The sequence below is a fragment of the Marinobacter subterrani genome (assembly GCF_001045555.1).
Classification (GTDB): Bacteria; Pseudomonadota; Gammaproteobacteria; order Pseudomonadales; family Oleiphilaceae; genus Marinobacter; species Marinobacter subterrani.
Window position 1 is genome coordinate 1,773,661 of record NZ_LFBU01000001.1, and the last position, 25,316, is coordinate 1,798,976.

At 60.4% G+C, this 25,316-nt stretch carries 19 protein-coding genes; 5 read left to right on the forward strand and 14 right to left on the reverse strand.

The genetic code is table 11. The features are described 5' to 3' along the window. Positions 1 to 4 precede the first annotated feature (4 nt). Positions 5 to 655: a DNA oxidative demethylase AlkB gene (alkB, locus tag msub_RS08365; protein ID WP_048495582.1), complete on the reverse strand. Its 651-nt coding sequence runs from the start codon at positions 653 to 655 to the stop codon at positions 5 to 7. 120 nt (positions 656 to 775) lie between these two features. On the opposite strand from alkB, the gene msub_RS08370 reads away from it, so the two are divergent. Next, on the forward strand, positions 776 to 3,601 hold the full coding sequence (locus msub_RS08370) for an HD domain-containing phosphohydrolase (protein WP_048495583.1): 2,826 nt from the start codon (positions 776 to 778) through the stop codon (positions 3,599 to 3,601). Positions 3,602 to 3,650: 49 nt separating this feature from the next. Beyond that, positions 3,651 to 4,430: a co-chaperone DjlA gene (gene djlA / locus msub_RS08375; RefSeq protein WP_048495584.1), complete on the forward strand. Its 780-nt coding sequence runs from the start codon at positions 3,651 to 3,653 to the stop codon at positions 4,428 to 4,430. Between the two features lie 12 nt (positions 4,431 to 4,442). On the opposite strand, the gene msub_RS08380 is transcribed toward djlA, so the two are convergent. Beyond that, positions 4,443 to 5,051 (reverse strand): methyltransferase family protein, encoded by a 609-nt coding sequence (locus tag msub_RS08380; protein WP_048495585.1) that lies wholly within the window; start codon positions 5,049 to 5,051, stop codon positions 4,443 to 4,445. Positions 5,052 to 5,330: 279 nt separating this feature from the next. Here msub_RS08380 and msub_RS08385 point away from each other — a divergent pair, with 279 nt between their 5' ends. Continuing rightward, a complete protein-coding gene (locus msub_RS08385; protein WP_227506672.1) occupies positions 5,331 to 7,199 on the forward strand; it encodes a sensor domain-containing phosphodiesterase in 1,869 nt (622 codons plus the stop codon). Here the strand turns inward: msub_RS08385 and msub_RS22525 are convergent. The 3 genes from msub_RS22525 to msub_RS08395 are packed head-to-tail and all read right to left on the reverse strand — an operon-like array spanning position 7,174 to position 11,507. After that, entirely contained in the window at positions 7,174 to 7,284 is a 111-nt protein-coding gene (locus tag msub_RS22525; RefSeq protein ID WP_337956241.1) for a pseudouridine synthase, read from the reverse strand. The genes msub_RS08385 and msub_RS22525 overlap by 26 nt on opposite strands. Before the next feature lie 51 nt (positions 7,285 to 7,335). Continuing rightward, entirely contained in the window at positions 7,336 to 10,419 is a 3,084-nt protein-coding gene (locus msub_RS08390; protein ID WP_048495586.1) for an efflux RND transporter permease subunit, read from the reverse strand. Positions 10,420 to 10,424: 5 nt separating this feature from the next. After that, positions 10,425 to 11,507: an efflux RND transporter periplasmic adaptor subunit gene (locus tag msub_RS08395; RefSeq protein WP_048495587.1), complete on the reverse strand. Its 1,083-nt coding sequence runs from the start codon at positions 11,505 to 11,507 to the stop codon at positions 10,425 to 10,427. Between the two features lie 309 nt (positions 11,508 to 11,816). On the opposite strand from msub_RS08395, the gene ilvG reads away from it, so the two are divergent. Both ilvG and msub_RS08405 read left to right on the forward strand, forming a co-directional pair. Further along, entirely contained in the window at positions 11,817 to 13,517 is a 1,701-nt protein-coding gene (gene ilvG / locus msub_RS08400) for an acetolactate synthase 2 catalytic subunit (RefSeq protein WP_048495588.1), read from the forward strand. After that, positions 13,514 to 13,792, forward strand: a complete 279-nt coding sequence (locus msub_RS08405; protein WP_048495589.1) for an ACT domain-containing protein — start codon at positions 13,514 to 13,516, stop codon at positions 13,790 to 13,792. The genes ilvG and msub_RS08405 overlap by 4 nt, the downstream gene beginning before the upstream one ends. Before the next feature lie 442 nt (positions 13,793 to 14,234). On the opposite strand, the gene cynS is transcribed toward msub_RS08405, so the two are convergent. From cynS to msub_RS08450, 9 genes are all read right to left on the reverse strand, one after another. Continuing rightward, positions 14,235 to 14,678, reverse strand: a complete 444-nt coding sequence (gene cynS, locus msub_RS08410; RefSeq protein ID WP_048495590.1) for a cyanase — start codon at positions 14,676 to 14,678, stop codon at positions 14,235 to 14,237. A 147-nt stretch (positions 14,679 to 14,825) separates the two neighbouring features. Beyond that, on the reverse strand, positions 14,826 to 16,181 hold the full coding sequence (locus tag msub_RS08415) for a phosphohexomutase domain-containing protein (RefSeq protein WP_048495591.1): 1,356 nt from the start codon (positions 16,179 to 16,181) through the stop codon (positions 14,826 to 14,828). An 83-nt stretch (positions 16,182 to 16,264) separates the two neighbouring features. Beyond that, complete coding sequence (locus tag msub_RS08420) at positions 16,265 to 17,728, reverse strand: mannose-1-phosphate guanylyltransferase/mannose-6-phosphate isomerase (RefSeq protein ID WP_048495592.1); 1,464 nt, start codon at positions 17,726 to 17,728, stop codon at positions 16,265 to 16,267. A gap of 96 nt (positions 17,729 to 17,824) precedes the next feature. Next, the gene (locus msub_RS08425; protein ID WP_082146435.1) at positions 17,825 to 19,006 is read right to left on the reverse strand and encodes an alginate lyase family protein; all 1,182 of its coding nucleotides are present in this window, start codon (positions 19,004 to 19,006) and stop codon (positions 17,825 to 17,827) included. 33 nt (positions 19,007 to 19,039) lie between these two features. Then, positions 19,040 to 20,464, reverse strand: coding sequence for an alginate O-acetyltransferase AlgX-related protein (locus tag msub_RS08430; protein WP_048495594.1), 1,425 nt, complete (start codon positions 20,462 to 20,464; stop codon positions 19,040 to 19,042). Next, entirely contained in the window at positions 20,461 to 21,111 is a 651-nt protein-coding gene (locus msub_RS08435; protein ID WP_156182735.1) for an alginate O-acetyltransferase AlgF, read from the reverse strand. Before msub_RS08435 ends, msub_RS08430 begins: the two co-directional genes overlap by 4 nt. 11 nt (positions 21,112 to 21,122) lie before the next feature. Beyond that, positions 21,123 to 22,274 carry an alginate O-acetyltransferase gene (locus msub_RS08440; protein ID WP_048495596.1) on the reverse strand — a complete coding sequence of 384 codons (1,152 nt, stop codon included), beginning with the start codon at positions 22,272 to 22,274 and terminating at the stop codon, positions 21,123 to 21,125. Between the two features lie 9 nt (positions 22,275 to 22,283). Then, a complete protein-coding gene (locus tag msub_RS08445; protein WP_048495597.1) occupies positions 22,284 to 23,720 on the reverse strand; it encodes an MBOAT family O-acyltransferase in 1,437 nt (478 codons plus the stop codon). Position 23,721: 1 nt separating this feature from the next. After that, positions 23,722 to 25,311, reverse strand: coding sequence for a NosD domain-containing protein (locus tag msub_RS08450; RefSeq protein ID WP_048495598.1), 1,590 nt, complete (start codon positions 25,309 to 25,311; stop codon positions 23,722 to 23,724). Positions 25,312 to 25,316: the final 5 nt, after the last annotated feature.

A 25,316-nucleotide genomic window follows, 5' to 3' on the forward strand; every position in this document is an offset into this window, starting at 1 on the left:
AGAGTTACCGGGCTCTGCGGAAAGTCAGGTTGTAGCGGCAGGCCCCGGTCAGCGGGTGCTCGCCCGCCTTCAGGGTTAACACCCCGTGATACCGCAGGCGGGCCGGACCACCCCACACCACCACATCACCATGGGCGAGCGGAACCTTGATGGGGCGCTCGTTGCGTTTCAGCCCGCCAAACTGGAACACCACCGGCAAGCCCAGGGAAACCGATACGATGGGCTGGCTGAAATCCTGTTCGTCCCTGTCCTGGTGCAGCCCCATTTTAGCGCCCGGCCGGTAGCAATTGATCAGGCACGAGTCCGGCTCAAAACCCGGAAAACCCGCGGCATCCGCCGCCCTCCCGGCAAACCTGTAAAGAGCTTCCGGCATCGCCGGCCAGGGCTGGTCAGAAACCGGGTCCTCTGGCTGGTAGCGATAACCCCGGCTGTCGGTCACCCAGCCCTGCTCACCGCAGCAACTCATGGCCACCGACATGGTGTGGCCGCCGGGGGTCTTCATCTGCCGAAGCGGGGCCTGGGCCGTCACTTGCCGAATGCCGGCCAGAAGCTGATCCGTCTCCGCCAGGGCGAACTGGCGCAGCACCACGGCACCCTCCATCAGGCTTTCGCAGGTCGGCTCCGGTGGCAGTTCCGCAAACAGGTCGTGTGTCATAACTTGTGACTTTTCATGGAAAAACAGAAAAAACAGCGGCGAGGGTCTACGCTATTTACTATCGAGTGCCACGGCGATGCCCTGTCGTCTTACGCCAATGTACACCCGCAAGGATCAACCATGCATCGAAAACGCCAGTCGGCCCAGATATCACTGGCCCTTCTGATTGCATCGGCGATCACCCTCGGCATGCTCGTGCTGACGGTCGTGTTAATTGCCCAGAGCTTCCGGGGCATGGAGGCCGCCAAGGTATCCGCCGCCAGCGCCACGGCAAAACAGCTTGCGGTCAGTGTTGATGACCGGATTCATTCCATCACCGCACCGCCATCAACCGCCCTTGCGGTTCTCAGTCACGATTCCCTCGCTGGCGCACAGACGTTGGCCCGCCGCCTTGAGCGATTGCCGGTACTGGCAGACATTCTGCAGAGCAGCAACATCGTCAGCGCGGTCTACGCCGGTTATCCGAGCGGCGACTTCGTTCTCCTGCGCAAGGTTCGAAGTTCGGGCACCCTGCAGTTTCCCGACGCCCCGGAAGCAACCCGCTATGTGCTCCAGACCATTACCCGGAGTTCCGGTGAGATCCCGGGGGAATGGCGGTTCTACAACGCCGACATGCAACTGATCAAGCGCATCCCGGTGCCCGCCTACACCTATGATCCCCGGACTCGCCCCTGGTTCAAGGCGGCGAAGGTGTCCGAATCAACCGAGCTGTCCGCGCCCTATGCCTTTTTCACCACCCGGGAGACCGGCATTACCCTCTCCCGCAAAGCGTCGCCGGAGACCGGCGGCGCAGGCACCATCTTCGGGATCGACGTCACCGTCACTGACCTGAGTAGCCAGTTGGCGGAGCTGCGACAAACCCCCAACACCCGGATTGCGATTGTTAACCGGGAGCACCAGGTGCTGGCCGATTCCGGCAACCGCAACCACCCCGGCCCGGCCATTGCCGGGGCACTGAATCAGGCGGGAGAGGACATTGCGGGTAGCCCCGTGAACCAGTTCACGGCCGAAGGGCGGGACTGGTACGGCATGACCGAGCCGCTCGGCGCGCTTCAGCAAGAAGAGCTGACCATCGCGGTGGCGATTCCGGCCGACGAACTGCTGGCCGAGGTCTGGCAGGCCCTGGCCCGGCAAACGGTCATCGCCGGCCTGATTGCCCTGCTTCTGCTGGTGGTCGGCTGGTTCCTGGGCCGCCAGGTCGGCCGCCCGCTGGAGCACCTCACCGACCAGGTCAGCCGGCTGTCGCGGTTCCGGTTTGATACGCCCATCCGGTCCGATTCCCATATCCGGGAAGCCCGCCAGCTCAGTGTGGCGCTGGATGATATGGCCAAAACCATCCGTAGCTTCCAGAGCATCGCCACCGTGCTCAATCGGGGCCAGGACCTCAACAACCTGCTGCAGGATATCCTGGAGCAGATCGTTCACATTCTTGGCCAGGAGCGGGGCGGCATTTACCTGTTCAGCCGCCAGCAGGAGCGGCTCACGCTGGCCGTGAAGCAGAAACTGGAACTGCCGGAAACCATCGACGGGCTGCCGGCAGACAGTGACGATAATGAAGTTATCCGGCTGCTCCGCCAGCGCACCTCCGGCCACCCGGTATTTGCCATCCTGCGCAACCGGCGCAAGCGGCTGATCGGCGTGCTGGCAATCGAGATGGAACTGGGCGCCAACACCCAACTGAGTGATGACCTGATTGTGTTTGTCGATGAGATTGCCGGTTCCGCCGCCGTTGCCATAGAAACCCGGGAGCTAATTGAAAGCCAGCAGGCCCTTCTGGAAGGCATTATCCGGCTGGTGGCCAACGCCATCGACGCCAAATCGCCCTATACCGGCGGGCACTGCGAGCGGGTGCCGAAGCTTGCCCAGATGCTGGTCGACGAAGCCCTGGTCAGTGACGACCTGGCTTTTGGTTCCTTCAGCATGACCGAGGAACAACGGCAGGAATTCCATCTGGCCGCCTGGTTGCACGATTGCGGCAAGATCACCAGCCCGGAATATGTGGTCGACAAGGCCGTCAAACTGGAAACCATCCACAACCGGGTCCATGAGATACGCACCCGGTTTGAAGTGCTGTGGCGGGATGCGGAAATCCATTATCTCAACCGGCTCCTGGTCGGTGACTATGAATCCGCGGCAGAGCGGGAACGCCGGGAAACCCGGGCTCGCCTGCAAGACGAGTTTGAATTTATCGCCCGGTCCAATCAGGGCGGCGAGTTCATGCACGAGGCGGACATCGAACGGATCCGCACCATCGGCCGACAAACCTGGCTGCGCCATTTCAGCGACCGCCTTGGCCTGTCACCGGATGAACAACAGGCCCTGAAGGATGTTCCGGCGCCGCCACTGCCGGCCACCGAACCGCTGCTTGCAGACAAACCGGAGCATCTAAGGCCCTGGGGAGAACATATTCCTCCGGTTCGCAGGGACGACCCACGCAACCGCTGGGGCTTCGACATGGCGCTGCCGGAATACCAATACAACCGCGGCGAGCTACACAATCTTACCGTGGCAAAAGGCACTCTGACCGACGAAGAGCGCTTCAAGATCAACGAGCATATTGTGCAGACCATCTGCATGCTTGACGCCCTGCCCCTGCCAGACCGGCTGGCCAATGTGCCAAGACTGGCAGGAACCCATCACGAGCGGATGGACGGCAACGGCTACCCCTGCGGCCTGACCGCCGCCGAGATGAGCGTTCCCGAGCGGATCATGGCGATTGCCGATGTGTTCGAGGCGCTGACTGCCGTGGACCGGCCCTACAAGGAGGGCAAGACTCTCACCGAGTCACTGACCATCATGGACAGGATGGTGGAGGACGGCCATCTCGATCGAGCTGCCTTTGAGCTGTTTGTCCGATCAGGCACCTACCAACGCTACGCCGAAGCGCACCTGCGCCCCGAGCAGATCGACCCCGTCGATGAAAGCCTTTTCATGAAGCCGGGCTGAAAAACACGTATATTCTGTAAGCTGATCCATTCCTGGTAAGGACAATTTAATGCTGTTTGCAATCATCGTTGGCGGCCTGATCGGTTACGCCTTTGGCAAATTCACGGGCTTTCTGGTGGGTGCGGCAATCGGCGCCTTCGCCTTCAATCGTCTCAAGCGCCGTTTGGTCGGCAAGCTCCAGAGCATCCAGTCCGGCTTTGTTGACTCGGTTTTTGCGGTAATGGGCGCACTCTGCAAGGCCGACGGGGTTATCTCCCGGGATGAAATCCAGATGGCGGAGACCATGTTTGTGCGCTTCCGCCTGAACGAAGAGCAAAGAGCCAGGGCCAGGGCCGCATTCAACCGGGGCAAGGAGCCGGGCTTCGATCTGGAGGCAGAGCTCAATCGGTTCCTGCAGGCCAGCGGCCGGCAGCCCGCTTTCCTGCAGATGTTCCTCCAGGTGCAGGTTTCCGCGGTGGCCGCAGACGGTGTGGTGCATCCGGCCGAACATGAGATGCTGGTACGAATTGCCCGGGGCCTGGGCCTGCCCGAGAGCCAGGTCGACCAACTGGAAGCGATGCTCCGGGGTGCCCACACCCATCGGGCCGGCGCCGGCCAGCCCTCCTCGGCGGACCAGATCAGTGATGCCTACAAGGTTCTGGGCGTCGCGCCCTCTGCCAGCGATGTGGAGCTCAAGAAGGCCTACCGCAAGCTGATGAGTGAAAACCATCCGGACAAACTGGCAGGTCGCGGCTTGCCCGAAAGCATGCGGGAAATGGCCGAGGAGCGCACCCGGGAAATCAGCCATGCCTACGATGTGGTCAAGGAAGCGCGGAAGAAGTCCGCGTAACGTCTTGCCCGGTCAGAACCAGCGCGGCACCCGCACCCGGTAACGCTCGTAGTCCTCCCCGAATCTGTCCGCCAGTGCCTTTTCTTCCTCCCGGGCCTGGCGGGTAATCACCAGCACGCCGGCGATGAGGCACACCAGGGAAAACACACTGGGCAGGGCCAGGAAAAACCCGAACTGCCCCGCCATTACCGCCAGGAACACCGGGTTCCGGGAACGCGAGAAAGGCCCTTCGGTCAGCAGTTTTTGCTGGTCAGTGCCGGGGGCAATACCGGAGCGCCAGTCCTCGTGCATATAGGCCTGCAGGTAGTTGGCGACGGCGAACGCACCTAACAGTAACAGCATGCCCGCCAACAGCACCGGCCAGTGATAGAGCCAGTCGAATACGCCCAGCCAGCCGTCAATGTCGGCAAAAATCCGCACCACGCAAACACCCAGGATAAGTGCCCGGAACACGTTGAAGATATGCCGGTGCCACCAGGGCGCACTGCCACGCTCACCATAATTGATGTGGGAAAACTGCATGCGCCGGAACAGTCCCAGGCTCCGGCCGGCAAACTGCAGGCCGATCATCAGGAAAAAGATGCCAAGGAAGTGGCGTACGAGAGGTTCTGTAAATTCCATCGGGGTCGCTGACAATAAGTTAAGGCTGCCAGCTTATTACCTGACAGGGTTTATGAAAAGTGCCAGGAAGGAGCGACTGATTCAAAACTCAGTCATAGCTACGCAAAATGACATGTTGCGATCTTTTGCAATGCAGTAGAGTGAAAGCGACGGATCCGCTCTGAATTGGACACAGATACCGACAACTGCCATATTTTACAGGAAGTTCGGCAATAAACTGCCCTCTGCACCGAACCAAGACCCAAGGCCGTTCGTATTTCAAATGAAAAGGACATTGTATTGAGCCCGGCCATGCGTGACAGCGAAGTCCTGGTGACCCATCACAAGGCGCTGATGGAACTGAGCCACAACATTGGTTTCATCGAGATGGCCCGCCCCCGAAAGCTGGCCGCCCTCACAGAATTGTGTACCCGGCTGCTTGGCGTGAAGCGGGCCAGTGTCTGGGTGTTTCCTCCCGAGCGCGACCGCATAACCTGTGAATGGTTGCACGATGAGGCGCAGCCCGGCAGCAATAGTTGCGTCCCGCAGGACGACTCCGGCGTCAATCTGTTCCGGTCTGACCACCCCGAGTACTTTCGTGCCATTACGGCAGAACGGGTGATTGCGGTGGACGATGCCCAGAATGATCCCCGCACCCGGTCTTTCGACCGGGGCTACCTGTCGGTCCAGAATATTCACGCCATGCTGGACGCCCCCATCTTCGATGGCGAACATCTCAGCGGCGTGATCTGCCTTGAATCCCATAAATGCCGGGAGTGGTCCGTTCCCGACATTTCTCTGGCGGTCGCCATTGCTGACACCGTCAGCCTGATGAATACCCACGAAGCCTGGCTACGATCGAAACGCGCCCTCGACTACGTCAAGCGTTACGACTCCCTCACCGGCCTCGCCAACATGGACTCACTGCGGGATCGCATCGGCCACCTGGTGCACAAGATCAGGCGCCGGGGGTCTGGCAGCCTGGCCTTGCTCTGGATTGATGTGGACCGCCTGAAGGTTATCAACGACGGGCTTGGCCCCCAGGCGGGGGATCAGGTTATTGCCGATATCGGCCAGAGGCTGAAAGAGATTCAACTGGCCGGCAAGGACTTCCTTGCCCGTATCGGCGGCGATGAATTCGCGATGGTCATCCGCAACTACACCCTGCCCGGCTTCCTGGAGGAAGTAACCCGGGAAATCCAGAGCCGCATTCGCCAGCCGATCCGGGTGTCCGAACAGAGCCTGAACGTTAGCGCCAGTATGGGCATCTGCCATTATCCCGGAGACTGCCAGGAACCGGAAGAACTGCTCCGGGGCGCCGAAGCCGCCATGTATCACGCCAAACGCCAGGGCCGGAATCGATCCACTCTGTTCGATTCCGAAATACAGATGACCGCGCGCTCGCGTTTCGCCCTGGAAAGTGACCTGCGTGAGGCCTTGCAATCCGGTTCTCTGGATGTGTTCTATCAACCGATTATGGACAGCACAGGGCGAGCGGTTGAAAGCATGGAAGCGCTGGTTCGATGGCAACACCGGGAACGCGGCTGGCTCTCGCCCATTGAGTTTCTGGATGTGGCGCGCAACGCCGGGCTGATGTACCAGTTGGGAGCCTGCGTGTTGAAACGTGTCTGTGCCAACTGGCGCGAAGCCAGAGAGAGGGGCATCCACCTGCCGACCATCTCGGTCAATCTGTCTGCAGAGCAGGTACTGGTTCCGGAGCTGCCGGAACTGGTTCAGCAGATTTGCAGGGACCAGCAGATGCCGGTCAGCGCACTGCAGTTCGAAGTGACCGAGGATTCCATTCAGGGCGACTTCGGGGTGATCGGCAAGGTACTGGAGCAGTTGGTCGCGGCCGGTGCCGAACTGGCTATCGACGATTTCGGTACTGGTTACTCCTCGCTCTCCCGGCTCAAAAGCCTGCCGTTTTCCCGGATCAAGATCGATCGGTCGTTCATCAAGGGCCTGCCGGATGATGAGAACGACTGTGCCATTACCCTCTCCATCATTGGTCTGGCAGGGGGACTTGGGCTGTCGGTAGTAGCCGAGGGGGTTGAAACCGAAGCCCATGAAACCTGGCTGTTCGAGAAAGGCTGCGACTACCTGCAGGGTTACCGGTACAGCAGGCCCCAGCCGTTTTCAGACATTATCCAGCGTTATTTCGCGGGCTGATCCGGCACCACATGGCAAACACCAGGATCCCGGACGTGGGCCGGTCCAGGTGGTGTACCGGGTAGACATGCCGGTTTGTGGACAATCAGCAGGTGCGCGTCGTGGAACAGAACCGGGAGTGGATTCGTCGCTTGTTTCAGCGATTGCTACCCCTGCCAAACCACCTGCCGAGGGCCTGGCCCGAGCGGTTACCCAGCACCAGCAGTGCCGGTGTCAGCAGCAGCGTCAGTATGGTGGCAAAGGTCAGGCCTCCGGCGATGGCGCTGGACAACTGCGTCCACCACTGGGTGGATGGTGCCCCGACGCCGAGGGAAGGCGTCAGGAGATCGACATTCACCCCCAGTACCATGGGCATCAGCCCCAGCACTGTGGTGATGGCGGTGAGCAGGACTGGCCGCAAGCGCAGGCAGCCGGTTTCCAGGGCGGCCTCATAGGCCGCGAGCCCCTGCTTGCGCATTTCGTTGTAGGTATCGATCAGGATGATGTTGTTGTTCACCACAATACCCGATAGGGCGATGATGCCCATGCCGACCATCACGATGCCGAACGCCTGCCCGTTGACCAGCAACCCCAGAAGCACCCCGGCGGTGGAAAGCACAATGGCCGACAGAATCAGGAAGGTCTGGTAGAGCGAATTGAACTGGGTGACCAGGATCAGCAGCATAAGGCCGATGGCCACCAGAAACGCCGTCACCAGAAAATTGGCGGCCTGCTGCTGATCCTCGTTTTCACCGGCGAATGTTACCGAAATGCCCTCGGGAAGTTCGGGCATTTCCGCCTGTAGCGAGCGCAACAGTTCGTCCACGCGACGGCCCGGGGCCAGATCGGACTTGATGGTCACGGTGCGCTGGCCATCCACCCGGACAATACTCCCGGTCTTGTTTCCCGGCTGAAGATCGACGAACTGCGACAGTGGCACCTGGCCCCGGGCAGTGTGAATGGTCTGCCGCTGAAGGTGGTCCAGCTCCCGCCAGTTGTTGGGCACCCGCACCACAATATCCACCTCATCCCGGACATCCTCCGGGCGATAGGTCGCCAGCATCAGACCATTGGTCACCAGGCGCACCGCACTGCCAATACCCAGCACATCAGTTCCGAACCGGGCTGCCGCCTCCCGATCCACCTGCAACCGCCACTCGATGCCAGGCAGGCTCCGGTCGTCCTCGATATCTACAAAACCACCCAGATCCCGCATATGAGCTTCGATTTTGTCCACATAGCCATTGAGATTGTCTGCCGAGCGACTGCTCACCTGCAGCTCGATGGGTTTGCCCTCGTTCGGGCCACCCTCCTGCTTGCGAAACTCCAGCTCAACGCCCGGAATGTCTGCCGTCAGCGCGCGGAAATCCTCCAGAATGGCACTGGCGGGGCGCCGGGTGAACCAGTCAGTAAACTGGAACTGCAGAACTCCGATCACATCCGGTGCCATCTGGGTACTGGCACTGACCATGGAACGCGCGTAGAGAGCCTTAACCTCCGGCATACCCTGTAGCCGCCGCTCCACCTCACGAACAATCGCATCCCGCTCCCACACCGACAGATCGCCTCTGGCGCGCACCTGCACCTGGGCCGAATCCGGTTCAACACTGGGAAAGAATTCCACGCCATGATTGAAACGGGCATAGGCGGCGTAGATCAGCGCGATCACACACAACACGCCAACCAGTGTCAGCCCCGGCCACTTCAACAGCACCGACAGCAAACCGCGATAGCCTTGCATCAGCCGGCCGGTTGTCTGCCCCTGCCGGACCCGACGACCACCGCTGATGCTGCCCAGTACCGGCAGGAACACCAGTGCCATCGCCAGCGATGCCGCCAGACAGATAATGACCGTCAACGGCAGGAACTGCATGAACTCGCCCACCACGCCGGGCCAGAACAGCAAAGGCACGAATACCGCAAGCGTGGTCGCCGTGGAGGCAATGATCGGCCAGGCCATCCGGCTCGCGGCTTCGGCCCAGGCGCCTTTCACCGTCTGGCCATCCGACAGGTTCCGGTCCGCCAGTTCAGACACCACAATGGCGCCATCGACCAGCATGCCGGCCACCAGGATCAGGCTGAACAGCACCACGATATTGAGGGTGAGCCCCATACTCCAGATCACCAGAATCCCGGTCAGGAATGCCCCCGGGATGGTGAGCCCTACCATTACCGCGGAACGCGGGCCCATGGCGGCAATGACCACAATAATCACCAGCACAATGGCCGTGAGGACGTTGTTCAGCAGGTCGCTGAGAATGTCACGCACTTCCTCGGACTGATCCATGATGTAGCGGATCTCAAGGCTGTCCGGAAGCCGTTGCCTGGCCTGGGCAACAAGCTCCCGGATCTGGGCAATGGTTTCGATGATGTTGGCCCCGGCGCGCTTGGAAACTTCCAGCACCAGGGCCGGCTCCCCGTTTATGCGGGCAAAACCGGTCGGGTCCTTGAAGGTGCGCTGGAGCATGGCGACATCCCCGAAGGTCACCACGGTATCGCCATCCACCTTGACCGGCATGGACATCACATCCTCGATGGTCTCGATCACCCCGGGCACTTTCAGGGCCATGCGACCGTGCCCGGTGTCCAGGGAACCGGCCGCCACCAGCTGATTGTTGCGCGTTACCAGTGACGCCAACTGGTCGAAATCAATGCCATAGCTTTCCAGAACCTGGGGATCCACCACGATTTCCAGAAGATCTTCCCGATCACCGCCGATCTCCACTTCCAGCACTTCCGGTATGGACTCTATGGCATCCTGGAACCGCCGGGCAATGGTTATCAGCTCCCGCTCGGACAATGGCCCAGACAACCCGATAGACAGCACCGGAAACAGCGATACGTTGATCTCGTTCACCCGGGGCTCGTCGGCTTCCCGGGGCAACTTGGCGCGTGCGGTGTCCACTTTCTCACGCACATCCTGCAGGGCTTTGTCCGGATCAAAGCCGGCATCAAACTCCAGCATCACCGAGGCATGCCCTTCCGATGCTATACCACGCATTTCCTTGATCCCCTCGAGGGATCGCAGCTCCTGCTCCATGGGCCGCACCAGCAGGCGCTCGGCGTCCTCCGGGCTGATGCCCTCCAGGGTCATGGACACATAGATCATCGGAATGGTGACGTCGGGATTGGCTTCCTTGGGGATAGCCTGAAATGCGGCGATGCCACCGAGAATCAGAAACAGCAGGGTCAGCAAGGTGGTACGGCTGCGGTCAATGGCCGCAAAGATCAGCGCGCGCATTCGGCCTAACCCCTGTCTTCGGCTGCGTTAACCGGCACCACCCTCTCCCCGGCACTGACGAAACCGCCGCCCCGGGTAATGAGGCGGATTTCATCCGGCAAACCGGTAACCCAGGCCCCCTCGGTGGATACGCTCAGAAGTCTCACCTCACCAAAAGCAACACGGTTCTCGCCGTTCACGTATTTCACCCCTGGGCGTCCATCGTCGCCCAGCGAAAGGTAGGCGGGTGAAATAAACATCGCCTTCACCTCTGGCAGTGCGACCCGGAGACTGGCGCTGCCGCCGGCTACCCGTCGCCGGTCGGGGTTTTCAACGGCAACCTGCACCGCAAAGCTCCGGGTCTCCTCGGAGGCTGCGCTGGCGACAAATGTCACCACCCCGGACAACCGTCTGCCATCGAGCAGATCGACGCGAACCGGCCGGCCGGGGACTACGTTGGCCACCGACTGTTGGGGAATCTGAGCGGTCGCCTTGAGCCGGTCGACCTGCACCAACTGGAACAGCGGTGAGCCCACCTGCACAAAATCGCCGGTGTCCACGGACTTGCTGTTGATGACTCCATCGAAGGGTGCTTCCGGGGTCAGGTTACTGACCGCCTGCCGGGCAACTGCCAGTTCGGCATTGGCTGCCGCCAACTCGCTTTCAAGGGTCAGAACGTCAGACTGGGCAGCAAGATTGTCGGCCCTCAACCGGCGGGCGGCAGCCAGGTCGGCTTCCAACTGACGTACCCGGGACTGCCAGCGGAGCACTTCAGCGCTTCGCCCCTCATCGGAAATCGTAAGCAGTGTCTGGCCGGCCCGGACCTGCTCGCCCAGCCCAACCGCAAGGGATTCCACCCGGCCAGACACCTGGGCACTGAGCATGACCGAATTCCAGGGCTCCAGTTGGCCCTGCAACAACAAACCCGGCTCATAGAGCCTTGCCGTCAGGGTTTCCACCTGCACCCGTGTCAAATGCTGGTCTTCGCCGCCCTGGCGTTCCGGAGCCTCATCACGGGCCACCTCCACCTCGCCAGCGGCCAGCCAGACCACCAGGGCAATTACAATCAATAGCGACAGGCCGAGAGAACCCCATTTTGTTTTGGTCATGGAAATTTTGAGTCCTTTCGTGAAGCTGTCAGAAAAAACCGATAATTATCGGTTGCATCAGGCTAAAAACGTGGGGTAGATTCTACACAGAATCTTTTAACGAATTCAGAGCTGACTGTCGATTTTATGAATCTCAACGCAGTGATTGTCCTTGTGAAGCTTGTCCTGGTGGTCGTGGTACCGTCCGGGGGCTTCTGCGTGGACAAGCGGGTGAGATAGCGACAAACCTGACAAGACACCAGAAGCCCCCGGCACCGAAAGGTCCCGGGGGTTTCTTTTTTTAGGGCAAAAGAAAAGGGAAAAACGACCATGAACGGCGCACAGCACATTCTTGACGCGTTCCACCGCCACAACATCCGCACGGTTTTTGGCTACCCGGGCGGCTGCATCATGCCGCTTTACGACGCGCTGGTGGATGATGTGGGTGTGGAGCATGTGCTGTGCCGCCACGAACAGGTCTGTGCCCTCGCCGCCGACGGCTATGCCCGGGCCAGCGGCGAGCTGGGGGTATGTATTGCCACTTCCGGCCCCGGTGCCACCAACCTGATCACTGGTGTTGCCAACGCTCACCGGGATTCCATCCCCATGCTGGTGATCACCGGCCAGGTGCCTTCGGGCCTGATCGGCACCGACGCCTTCCAGGAAACCGACGTACTGGGCATGACCCTGGGCATCGTCAAACACAGCTACCTGATTGACGACGCGGACAGCCTGCCCGCCGTCATGGAAGAGGCGATCGAACTGGCCCAAAGCGGTCGCCCCGGGCCGGTCTGGATTGATATTCCCAAAGACCTGTTGCTGGCCGACGTTGCCGATGCGCCTCTCCCGCAGCCCGAAGCTCAGATCAGCAATTGCCCGGACATGACCGAAGCCCTGGCCATGCTGCGCTCAGCCCGCAAGCCCCTGCTCTATACCGGCGGTGGTATCAGCCTGGCCCACGCCGAGGACAGCTTCCGGACCTTTGCCGAATCCTCCGCCCTGCCAGCGGTAGTGACCCTGAAGGGCATCGGCAACCCCGGCAAACACAATCCTTACAACCTCGGCATGCTGGGCATGCACGGCTCCCGGGCTGCCAACAAAGCCGTGGACGAGTGCGACCTGTTGCTGGTCATCGGCGCCCGCCTGGACGATCGCGCCACCGGCAAACTGGATGGCTTCGCCCCCAACGCCAGAATGATCCACATTGACGCCGATGCCGCCGAAATCAACAAACTGCGCCCGGCCGACCTGGCCATCCGCGGGGAGTTGAATGACATTCTCGAGGCGTTGACCAAAGCATTGCAGGACAGGCCACTGGCCATCAGCGACTGGCAGAAACAGTGCCGAACCTGGCATACCACGGGCGGCTTCCATGCGGCGGATAACGATGATCCGATGGCCCCGATCACCGGCCCTGCCTTTATCCGCCAGCTCTCCCGGATTGCCCCGGATGATACCGTGATCGCTTGCGATGTCGGCCAGCACCAGATGTGGGTCGCCCAGCACTACGAATTCGATCACCCACGCCACCACCTCACCAGCGGCGGCCTGGGTACCATGGGGTTCGGCCTGCCAGCCGCCATCGGCGCCCAGTTTGCTGACCGCAATAGCACCGTCATCAACGTGACCGGTGATGGCTCGTTCATGATGAACGCCCAGGAACTGGCCACCATCCGCCGCTACAACCTGCCGCTGAAACTGATCGTCATGGACAACCAGTGCCTGGGCATGGTGCGCCAGCAGCAGGAACTCTTCTACAACAACCGGGAAAGCCAGATAAACCTGGACGACAACCCGGATTTTGTCGCCATGGCCCGGGCCTTCGATATCCCGGCCCTGCGCATCGAACGCACCGACCAGATCCGCCGCGGCATCGAAACCATCCTGGCCTACAACGGCCCGATGCTGCTGCACGTGGCCATCAGCCGGGAAGAGAACGTCTGGCCCATCGTCAAACCTGGCGCCAGCAATACCGACATGATCGACGAAACCGCCCGCACGTCCAAAGCCAGCAAGGAGCATGTTGCATGAACCCGAAAAGCCAGCCTTCGACACCCAGCTATACCATCAACTGCCGCATGACCCAGGAAGCCGCGGCCCTGGAGCGGCTCTGCCAGGTAGTCCGCATACGCGGGTTCCGGATTGCCACCATGGCAGTGGAGACCGCCGGGGAGTATCTGGATATCGTCCTGACCCTGGAAGGCACTCGTCCGATTGCGATGTTGCAGTCGCAACTGGAGAAGCTGCATACGGTTGCCGAGGTTGCCTTGGGGTCTGGTTCTGTGGCCCGGTCTCGTTCGGCCTGAGGCTTCGGGGGTATCGTCCTTTCTGCAGCCTGAGATTTGTCGGGCAGGTACGGGGGTGGGGGTATCTTGTCTTCGGGGAAAAGCAACTCGCTGCGCTCAGACATCTTTTCCCTGTCAGAAAAGATACCCCCACCCCCTACCGACGGGCAGCATCGATATTTCTGAAGAACAAGTTTGTAGGTCGGATTAGCGAAGCGTAATCCGACAAAAACTGCTGGATTACGCCTGCGGCTAATCCAACCTACAAAAGCACACAAATCTTTAAACCTGTGAACCCGCGTTGCACGTCGGCGCGGGGTGGCTTGTGGATTTTTCGCCGGAAAAAGATGTCTGAGCGAAGCGAGTTACTTTTTCCAAGAAAAACTCCACCTGCCACCCCGCAAGCCCGCCCCTCAACCCACAGGCTACAGGGACGGAAACTCCGAAGTTAAAGACCCTGACGTTACCAGGCCTTATAGGGCAGGAACTTCCCGTTCATGGTCACAACAACACGGTCACCCTTCGGATTCTCTTCCTTCTCGATATCCATGGTGAAGTCGATGGCACTCATGATGCCGTCACCGAATTTCTCATGGATCAGTTCTTTCATGGTATCGCCGTAGACGCCAACCACCTCATACAGGCGATAGATCAGCGGATCCTGCGGAACGGCACCATCCCAGGCTTTCTTCGGGCACACTTGCAGGGCCTCGGCCACGGACTTGTCCAGGCCAAGGGTTTCACAGAGCGCCAGGGCCTTGTCTTCCGTCAAACTATTCATGCCCAGGCACGCCGACGTGGTAAACACCGGGGACATGCTGATGGCCTTGGCCAGGCCCTCCCAGGAAACGCCCTGGGTAGCTTTGGCTTCAAGGATCTTCGCGGTCATCAACTCCTTGTTCATCATGACTGGTTCCTCTCATTGTGATTGAAATAGGGCACGCGCCCCGCCCTGAACGGGCTTTCTGCACTGTTAAGGTGCAGGCTTCCTTGTGCGGGCGCGTACGGGACACACTGAGAGGTTACTCAGCAGAGTTTGTACCAACTTTTGCGGTCAGTTGCGGCCGGCCTGCTCCATGGCAGTCAGCAATTCCATGGTTTTCTCCTTCATCAGGGCGATATCGCCCCGGGATTCCACGTTCAACCGGACCACCGGCTCGGTGTTGGACATGCGGAGGTTGAACCGCCAGCGTTCAAATTCCACGCTCAGGCCATCGACATGGCCGACCGAGACCGCATCGGCGCCGTAGATTTCTTCGATGGCCTCGATCAGCCGGGCGGGATCGTCCACGGTCCGGTTGATCTCGCCACTGGCCGGGTAGGCCTCTATGCGGGCATCAATCAGCGATGACAGGGTCTGGCCGCTCTGGCACAGGCGCTCGGCAACCAGGAGCCAGGGGATCATGCCACTGTCGCAGTAGGCGAAGTCGCGGAAGTAGTGGTGTGCGCTCATTTCGCCCCCATAAAGGGCGTCTTCATCACGCATCCTCTGTTTGATAAAGGCATGGCCGGTTTTGCACTCGATGGCCTTGCCGCCTGCGGCCTGCACCAGATCCCGGGTGTTCCAGGTCAGGCGTGGGTCGTGGATAATCCGGCCACCGCCCATTTTGCGCAGGAACTGGTCTGCCAGCAGGCCGACGATGTAATAGCCTTCGATAAACCGGCCCTTCTCATCAAAGAAGAAGCAGCGGTCGTAGTCGCCATCCCAGGCAATCCCCATGTCCGCACCTTCGCGCAACACAGCCTCGGCGGTTACCGCCCGGTTCTCTTCCAGCAGGGGATTGGGCACACCGTTGGGAAAATGGCCATCGGGCTGATGATGCAGCCGCACAAACTCGAACGGCAGCCGTCGGGCAAGTGCATCAATCACCGGCCCGGCACCACCATTGCCGGCATTCACCACGATTTTGAGCGGGCTCAACGCTCCCTCGTCTACAAGCCCCAGCAGGTGATTGATGTAATCCACTTCAATGGTCAGGCATTCCGAGCGCCCGAACGTCGGCGCATCTTCAAACGGCCCGTGAACCCGGTCGCGAAGGGTGTTGAGACCATTATCCGAACTGATCGGCCGGGATTCCGGCCCCACCAGTTTCATGCCATTGTGGTCTTTCGGATTGTGGCTGGCGGTAACCATGATGCCGCCATCCATGTTGTAGTAACTGGTGGCGAAGTACACCTGTTCGGTGCCACACAGCCCGATGTCGTAGACGTCAGCGCCCGCTGCCTTGAGTCCGGCGCTCAGCGCGGTGGCGATCTCGGGGCTGGAAAGCCGGATATCGTAGCCAACAACCACTCGCTTCGCGGCCGTCAGATCGACATAGGCACGGCCGATGCGCTCGGCCAGTTCGGGGTTCAGTTGATCCGGCACACGGCCACGCAGGTCGTAGGCTTTAAAACAGGACAAATCCATAACAGTGTCTCCCAAAATTCCTGTTAACATCCATCACGCACGCTCCGCCCGGGCAGGCCCGGGAACGGAGTTTGCGAGCCGTTTCACACCCGTTCGGACATCACCGGAATTGCCTGTTCCTTCACATCCGCCTGCGGTGTGGACCGGCCATACCGGTCGTCCAGGCGTTCGATATCGTCTTCACCCAGGTAGGCACCAGACTGCACCTCGATCAGCTCCAGCGGAATCCGTCCCGGGTTGAACAGGCGGTGCACCGAGCCGATAGGGATGTAGGTGGATTCGTTCTCCGACAACAGAAAGGTCTCTTGATCGCGGGTCACCTCGGCGGTACCACGAACAATGATCCAGTGCTCCGCACGGTGATTGTGTTTTTGCAGCGACAGCCGTTCACCGGGCTTGACGGTGATGCGCTTGACCTGGAACCGGTTGCCAGTATCGATGCTGTCGTAGCTGCCCCAGGGGCGATAGACCTGCCGATGAGTCCGGGTTTCCGGGCGCTGTTGGCCGTTCAGCCGGGCCACCAGTTTTTTCACATCCTGGACATTGTCCCGGTGGGCCACCATCACCGCATCCTTGGTGTCGACCACGACCAGATCCTTGACCCCCAGCAGGGCAACAAGTTTGTCCGAGGCATGCACCAGGCAGCCACTGGCACCTTCCAGGCAGGCGTCGCCCACCACTGCGTTGGCCTGGTCGTCCTTGGTGGTCACGTCCCAGATCGTTGACCAGGAGCCAACATCGCTCCAGCCGGCGTCCATGGGCACCAGCAGGGCCCTGGAGGTCTTTTCCATGACCGCGTAGTCAATGGAGTCGTCCGGGCAGTGTTCGAAAATTTCCGGCGGAATACGGGTGAAGGCCATGTCCCGGCTGAAGCTCCGGGCCGCCAGCAGGCAGGTGTCGTAGATATCCGGGCTGTGTTTCTTGAGCTCCGACAGATAGCTGTCTGCGCGGAACATGAACATGCCGCTGTTCCAGTAATAGCCGCCGGCCGAGAGCAACGCAGCGGCCTTTTCCGCATCTGGCTTCTCGATAAAGCGCGATACCGGCCTGGCCCCGCCGGGCGCCGCTCCCGACTGACCGGCCGCGATATACCCGTAACCGGTTTCCGGGCGCGTGGGTGTGATGCCAAACAGCACCAGGCCACCGGATCGGGCCACTTCCTCCCCTTTGACGACCGCAGCGCGGAAAGCCTCGGTATCTTCTATGGCATGATCTGCCGGCAGGATCAACATAATCGCTTTGGGATCCTTGCGGGCGACCTCTATGGCGGCCAGCGCAACCGCCGGTGCGGTATTGCGCCCGAATGGTTCCAGCAAAATCGACATGGGCTCCCGGCCGATCGCCGCCAACTGCTCCTTGACGATGAACCGGTGCTCGTCGTTGGCCACCACCACCGGCGCTTCAAGATCATCAACGGGCAGCCGGCTCAGGGTCTGCTGCAACATGCTTTGCTCTCCCACCAGCGGGAGAAACTGTTTCGGGTAGGCCTGGCGCGACAGCGGCCAGAGTCTGGAACCGCTACCACCTGAGAGAATGACTGGAATCATTGTCCTGCTCCTTTGCTCTTCGATTGGCTGCCCCGGAGATATTCCGTGGGCAGGTTCCGGGGCGACCGAAGACGGCTCCGGGCCCCTCAGGGATATTTATGTGTCACGTAATTTGAGATCGCCCGGCGGGTTGGGCCTCGCGTCGACGGGCCATAACGGGTCAACCCGGTACAGATAGGAAATGTCCCCACCCAGCCGGGTGGATTTCATCGGCCGCAGGTCTTCCAGGAAGCCAGACATGCCCTCGACATCCCCCCACATCACCTGCCAGGGTTCCATCCAGGCGAGTGACCAGGACTTGTAGAGCCCGTCTGTGATCTGTTCATACCCCACCAGGTCACCGACAAGTTCCGGAGATTCAAGTCCGGCAACGACGTTTCTTGCCAGCGCGTGGAACTCACTCTGGTAGTCATCATGCAGCGGGTAGCCGTTCACCTCCGCAAAGGTCGCGATCATCGTCAGGGGCTGCATGGCGTAATTAAGGTATTCCAGGGCCCGGGTTTCCCGGCTGAGCTCTCTGGGCAGGTAACCCTCCGGGTTGATCTGCCCCATGGCTTCGTCAAATTTCGCCAGCGACCAGCTCCAGTCACCACATTCCTGGGTCGCCACCGCCGCCGACATGACCGCCCAGGCAGCCCAGTAATCATGGTTGTTGACCTTCTCGGGGTCTCGGTCGGTGTAGTAGGCGCGAACGCCATCACTGAGCTGCCGGAACCAGCGTTCAATCCGCTCTGACTGAGCGGCGTCAAGCGCCCCTTCGGGCGCAGACGCAGCGGCCCGCAGATAGGCGTTGGCCGCGGCCGCCAAGGCCCATTTCCGCACCGCCTGGCCAACATGATTGATATCGTCGGTCAGCAGCGCATCCGCACTGGCCCAGGCATCCAGATTGTCCATCACGCAATTCAGTGCGGGTATGCCATCGCCGTCCACCTGATAATCGTCCGTGGCGGCGATCACGGCTTTCTCAAAGCTGCGAATCTTTTCGGTGGCCTCCTTGTAGGCCAGCTGGGCCTCCTCGTTGAGTTCGTTTCGGGCATCGTCGCTGCCCTGATACTTGCTGGTGAATGACAAGCCACCCACATGGGGCTCCACCCGCTCGCAATCGTAATCGCCACCGTCATCCCGCGCCGGAATCTGGTAGTAGCCCGCCGGTGCGCGCAGTTCGCCCTCAATGCACTGGCCGGCGTGGACCGTGCTTACTCCGAAAACTGTGGATACCGCTGCCGTCAAAAGTGTCCGGCGCCATTGTCCCGGCCCGGACCGTTGTCGGATCTTCATGGCTATCCTCTCCTTCCACTGGGTGAATGTGCGTCAGATATCCTGACGCCGACATATCTTCGCAGTGACCGTGAGCCCCTCACTGACCTGCTCGGGTTCAAGTTCGAGATCCAGTGACATGAACTTCTCGTCGTTCCAGTCCGGACCTTCCGGGAGCTCGAAAACGAATCGCCCCGGGGTTTCCACGCGATCGCCATATTCCATGTCCACCCGGTCATTGCGACCGAAGACGAACCAGATGGAGGCTTCCACTTCCTTTACGGCGGGGTCACTGAACTGCAGGTCCACCACATAGTCGTCGCTGGGCATCTCGATGAACTGGCCACCGCCGTTGTAGAGCACCTCGTTGACACCGGATTCTATGGTTGTGGTTTCCTGCAATACCGGCTTGGTGCCTTCACAACCGCCACTGACCAACGGCGTCACCTGTCGATAAAATTCGCTGCTGTCCAGGTTGTGGTAGGCGGGCACCTCCCAGATCAGAATCTTCGGGGGTGACTGGCGGAAGTTGTCAGACATCAGATACTCGAACATGGATCCGTCATAACTGCCCCCGGCAACCGCCACGTTGAGGATCTCCACGCCCAGGAATTCCTGGAGCGAGCCCACAAAGTTGTAATCCTGGGCGCCCTTGCTGTTACTGGTTCCCACCAGTGTGATCGGTGGCAGCCCCTGGTCACCAAACAGCGCACTGGCGCCCGCTGCCGCCCCGGTACCGGAAGATTCCGTGCGGAACTCGTCGACATACTGGGAGCCGTAGGCGAACCCACAGATTCGGCGCGCCGCATCCTGCAGCGAACCGTCCTTGCGGATCAGGCCGGACCGGTAGGTAACGAACTCCTGTTTCGAAAGCGACTGGTACACGGGCATTTTTTTGATCCTGTCAGCCACCAGTCTTGCGGTGCGCCGGGCACCGTAGGGTGTCCAGTGGTGATCACGCTTGAAGTAATAGGCCTCCTCGCCGGTCGGCTGCCCCAGCAACGGGGTCAGATCCGGCACCACCAGCCCGGCCTGGCGAAACCGTTCGAGCGCCGCCCCATAGCTATGCCGGGCCAGGCTCCAGTTAAACGGCACCGGTGAGGTGTCCGGCAAGCGGTCGGGATGCACCAGCCCTTTCGTCGGCTGGAATACCATCACCAGCTCCGTGCCGGTGGTCTTTTTCAGGTGCTGCGCAAACCGTTTGAGGTGCCTGAGACCTTCCAGGTCAGGCCCGAACTGCTCCACCAGTTCGGCCTCAGACCTGAACAGCCAGCCGTCCTCCCCCGGTACCAGCATCTTAAAGTTCTTCAGATAACTGGTGTCGTAGCTTGCCGGGGAGGCGGTCGCCGGGCACAAATCACAGCATCGCTGGATGTCGTACTCCGGCGGCTCAACAGCGCTGGACGACGAGGCCCAGCCGCCGACCAGAGCGGCCAGTAACAGCAGCCAGAACCCGCGATATGGCAAACCCTGCTTCATACCGAGGTATCCACCCGGTTCTCAGCCACCACCAAACGTGGCGAACCACCGACATCAATGGCAAACACACTGAATACCTTGCCCCGCTGAAGGCTGATCTGAGGGGTTTTGGCGAGCGGCTCACCACTCTGGAAGGCACCCAGCATGATCTTGACGGCATTGATCTCGCGATTATCGACGTTGAGCGAATCCACCGATTCAATGACAGCAACCTTGCCATCTGCCGTTCTCAGGCTCACACCACCCTCGCTCGTCAGGTTGTAGAACGACAGCAGTGCTTTTCGGGGGTTATCGAAGGTCACGTCCTTGAGCACTTTCGTCTCACCGGAATCCAGCACAACCGCGGTGTAGAACTCGTTTTTTCCCATACGAACCGGGGTTGAGTGGCCTGCAACCTCAAGCTGGTAGGTACCGGCCGGAAGGTAGATGTAGGGGCTCGCCGCCAGGGGCTCCACTTCAGTGATAAGCTTGCCGCCAATCGCAGCCTGGGCCAGCGAGCCGCTGGCATCGGCGTTCACTACTCGGATAAATGCCGCACCGTCCGGTGCTTCGGCCGCGTACAACGCATCCTCGCCGGCCTGGGCTGTGTTAACGGCGACAACAAGACTGATCAAAACTAACAAGGCAGAGTGCATTAGCATTTTCATGGTGATGATCCTCACGGGTTGGTTTCAGAATTGCGGCCGGACTTGGCGGCCAGCAGGTTATCCGCCTGACGGAACCATGCCAGGGCCTGGTCAGACTCCAGCGGCTGCGCCAGGTAGCGCTCAGGAAATTCCCAGATCACCAACCGGGGCGGGTGATCCTGAAAATCGGACGATTGCAGGTAGTCGGTCATTGGCTGGATCGGCCCTTTGCCCTCATCCGCCACATTGATCAGATCCCGTCCCAGGTGCTGCCGTAACGCCCCCGGGAAATTCCAGAGGCGATTGGCACTGTAGCTGGTGCCCACCAGCACCGTTGCGGCCCGGGTTGCGCCAAACAGGGCTCCGGCATTGCTGGCGGGGCTGGCAGCCAATTCGGTTGTCCGTGGCTTGAGCAGATCCGGTTTCGGGCCGAGTTCGGAAAACGCCGGGGCCACCGGGATGTAAGTCAGCAGATCCCCCCGGTGCTTGATCGGCTCCGCCACCGAGGTGACATAGGTCTTTTCTCCCCAGGACTGCTGTGGGAAACGGTCACGGATAAAACTCGCCGCATGCCGGGCAAACAGATCCGCACCCACCGGCGTCCAGTGGGTATCGGTGCGCAGGAACACCCGCTGCCCCTCCCGCTGGGCCTGCTCCATTGCCGGGGCCAGATCCGGCGCCGCGACGTTTGCGGCCGTCAGGGTTCTCAGGAACCGCTGGTAAAGAGATGTCATCACAGGCTGTGGCCGGGTGTCGTCGAGCTTTTCCGAGTAGATGCGGGCCTTGGCCGGCACCACCAGTAGCACCAGCGGGATACCCCGGGCGCGCAGGTACTGGCTGACCCGGGTTACCCGTTCGAGATTAAGGCTAACCAGATGCTGGTCAGGCCTGGCCGGATAGAACTCCTCGTCACTGAACAGCCAGTCCTGGCGGCCAACCACGACCCCGAGCCGGCCCTCCTCAAACAGCGAATAGTTGATGGCAGCCCAGAGATTGGTGCCCAGGTCACGGGCCGGGAACCGGTCGTCGTAGTGGCTCTCCAGGTCCCTCGCCCATTCGCCATTGACCAGGCTCAGGTTGTCCGGCCCCTCATAGCCAGCCAGGGGCCGGACGGACAGCACCCCGAGTACCAGCACCAGGGCGATAAACAGAAAGGCGGTCAAGGTTGCGGCAGATTTGGTCATCGCGCCCTCTCAGAACTGGAAATAAAGGAATGGTGAAAAGCTCTCGGCGGACAACTTGAGCACCGCCAGGGCAAACACCGGAACCAGCAGCGGTCCGGTCGCAGAGCGCCAGGCCGGTGCCATGCCCCCCATGGCACCGGGATCGAGCAAACCCCGCCGGCCCAGGCGATCGCGCAATCCCATCAACGCAATCACACCGTAGGCGAGTGCAAGAATGGCCAGGTTAAGATCACGAATTCCCTGAAGGTACAGGCTACTCAGGCCAGCACCGTCAAAACTGAACATGGCGCCGTAGAACCCGAAGGCGTCACCCAACGTGGCCGCCCGGAAGGTCACCCAGCCCAGCATCACGAACAGAAACGTGCTTGCCCATCGGAGCCACCGGAAATCGGCCGGATTACCCGGGACACCCAGCCGGCGCTCGATCGACAACAACAGGCCGTGCCAGGCGCCCCACAACAGGAAGGTCCAGTTGGCACCGTGCCAGAGGCCACCAAGCAGCATGGTGAGCAGCAGGTTTCGGTAGGTTTTGAAGGTGCTGTTGCGATTGCCACCCAGGGGGATGTAGAGATAATCCCGCAGCCAGGTCGACAGGCTGATGTGCCAGCGCCGCCAGAACTCAGTAATACTCTGGCTGATGTAAGGCTGATTGAAGTTTTCAGGAAACCGGAACCCCATCATCAACCCGAGGCCAATGGCCATATCCGAGTAACCGGAAAAATCGAAATACAGCTGCGCCGTATAGGCCAGGATGCCCAGCCAGGCATCCGCCATGGTGGGATCGGCCAGCGCAAAGGCGTTGTCCGCCAGTGGCGCGATGGAGTCGGCAATGAAGACTTTCTTGATAAAGCCCTGCATGAACCTCACCGAGCCTTCACCAAACTTCTCCAGGGTGTGGGTGCGCTCGTTAAACTGGTCCGCCAGGTCCTTGTAGCGCAATACCGGGCCGGCAATGAGCTGGGGAAACAGCGCAATGAACGCTGCAAAGTCGACGAACCTCCGTGTGGGTTCAGTGTCACCGCGATAGACATCCACCACGTAGGAAATCGCCTGAAACACATAGAACGAAATGCCAATCGGCAGAATGATGTTGGCCATCTCCAGCGGCTCACTGCCCGCAGCCACCAACAGCTCATTCAGGCTCTCGACACCGAAATTGGCGTATTTGAAATACGCCAGGGTGGCAAGATCGCCCGCGACCCCCACGGCAACCCACTTGCGGGCGCCGGCGGTTCCAATACCGGCCCGGTGAATCCCCAGGCCAATCAGGTAATTCCACACGGTGACCGCCACGAACAGCACCAGGAAATCGACCCGCCACCAGGCGTAGAAGGCGTAGCTGCCAATCAGGATCACCAGTGAGCGGTGCCTGAACGGCGTCAGGTAATAGATCCCCAGAAACAGCGGCAGGAACAGGAACAGGAAGATATTGGAGGAAAAGACCATGTCAGTTCTCCACCTGCGTAACCTTGCCTGTCACAGAGGCCGACGGTTTGATGAAAACCGCCTGGTCCTGATTCAGCAGGGCGTCGAAAATCTGCGTCTGGAAGTGCCCGAGCACACCCTCAAAATGAATGCCCGCGTCAGATCTTGGGAACCGCATACCCACGTTGTAGAGGGCAATATACTCAGGGTTATCCGATGAAATGGGCCCGCTGGCATTGGAAGCCAGCTCGCCGCCGACCACCGCCATCGAGACCTCGTAATCGTAGAAATCCTCCTTGAAGTTACGATCGGTGGCCGACAGGTCTTTCAACTGACCGTATATACCCCAGGTGCCATTGAGCACCGCTACGTTGTGGTACAGATCCACGTTGGTACTGTTGCGCACCCGGATACCATTGCGGAGGTTATTCATCAGCCGGTTGCCCCAGAGCAGGTTGTCCGGAGACTCATACAGCCCAATACCGTCGCCATGATTGTCAAAGGAGACGTTATTGGCCACCACGTTGTTACGGCTTTGACGATCCAGCACGATGCCGGACAAGCCGTTGTTATAGCTCCGATTTCCAATAATCCAGCTATTATTGACCTGGCGGGAGATAATGATGCCGTGCTTTTCCCGGGTGCCGTACACCTCATTGCCGGCGATAATCAGGCCCTCGGAATAATCGTGGGGGTCGATGCCGTACACGATGTTGTCCCGGTAGACGTTATTGACGACGGCCACGTCTTTGGCTTCATAGCAGTAAAAGCCGTAGTAAAGGTCCTCGAAGGTAGACTCCACCACCCAGGCATGGGGCGCACTGCGTTGCAGGCGGGCGTTGTCAAAGTCCGAATACTGGGCAATGGCAAAACCATAGGACTTACTCTGGTGGTATCCCAGGCTGGCCATGGTGGTTCCCAGAATGAAGGTCTCACTGCCGCCCCAGCCAACGAAAAACGGGCGGAAATCCGTTTTTTTCCGGAAGGTGGCCGGGCCGTTGGCTTGTTCCCGCCAGCCCAGGATTTTGCTGTCGATGACAAACAACCAGCCATCATTTGCGAAGAACGCCCCCCGCTCCTCGGACAGCCGCAGCGTCTGGTCACGAATCACCAGCGTCGCGCCATGGCGGACCACAAGCGGCAGCCGGACAATGTAAGTGCCGTCGCCCACCCGCTCCATATAGCGGGCGTCATCGACCTGCCGGTAAACGTCTTCCAGCGTTACCTTGCCGCTGTTCACCAGGATTGCCTGGGGGTGGGAGAACTGGCGGATTACCCATTCCCGGGCCCGGCCCTCGTCGACAAAGTCGCCCAGTGCACTGACATCACCGATACGTTCCACCGTGACGCTGGGTTCCTGATCGGGGCGCCCGGCCAGCCGGGACTCTATCGCCTCACGGGTAAAGCGGGACAGGTCCGGAAGCACGGGATCAGGCCGGTACAGGGCCTCGCCGGACTTGATCTGCAAGCCATAGTCTTCAAGCGCTGGCGCCTTTGCCGGAGGCGGGGTGACGGTTTCGCCGGCAATCCCGGCGGCTGCGCTCGCCGGCCCCGGTACCAACAGGACCGTGATCAACAGAGACAGAACCCTCAATGTTTTCGGGGTTTTCATGCGTT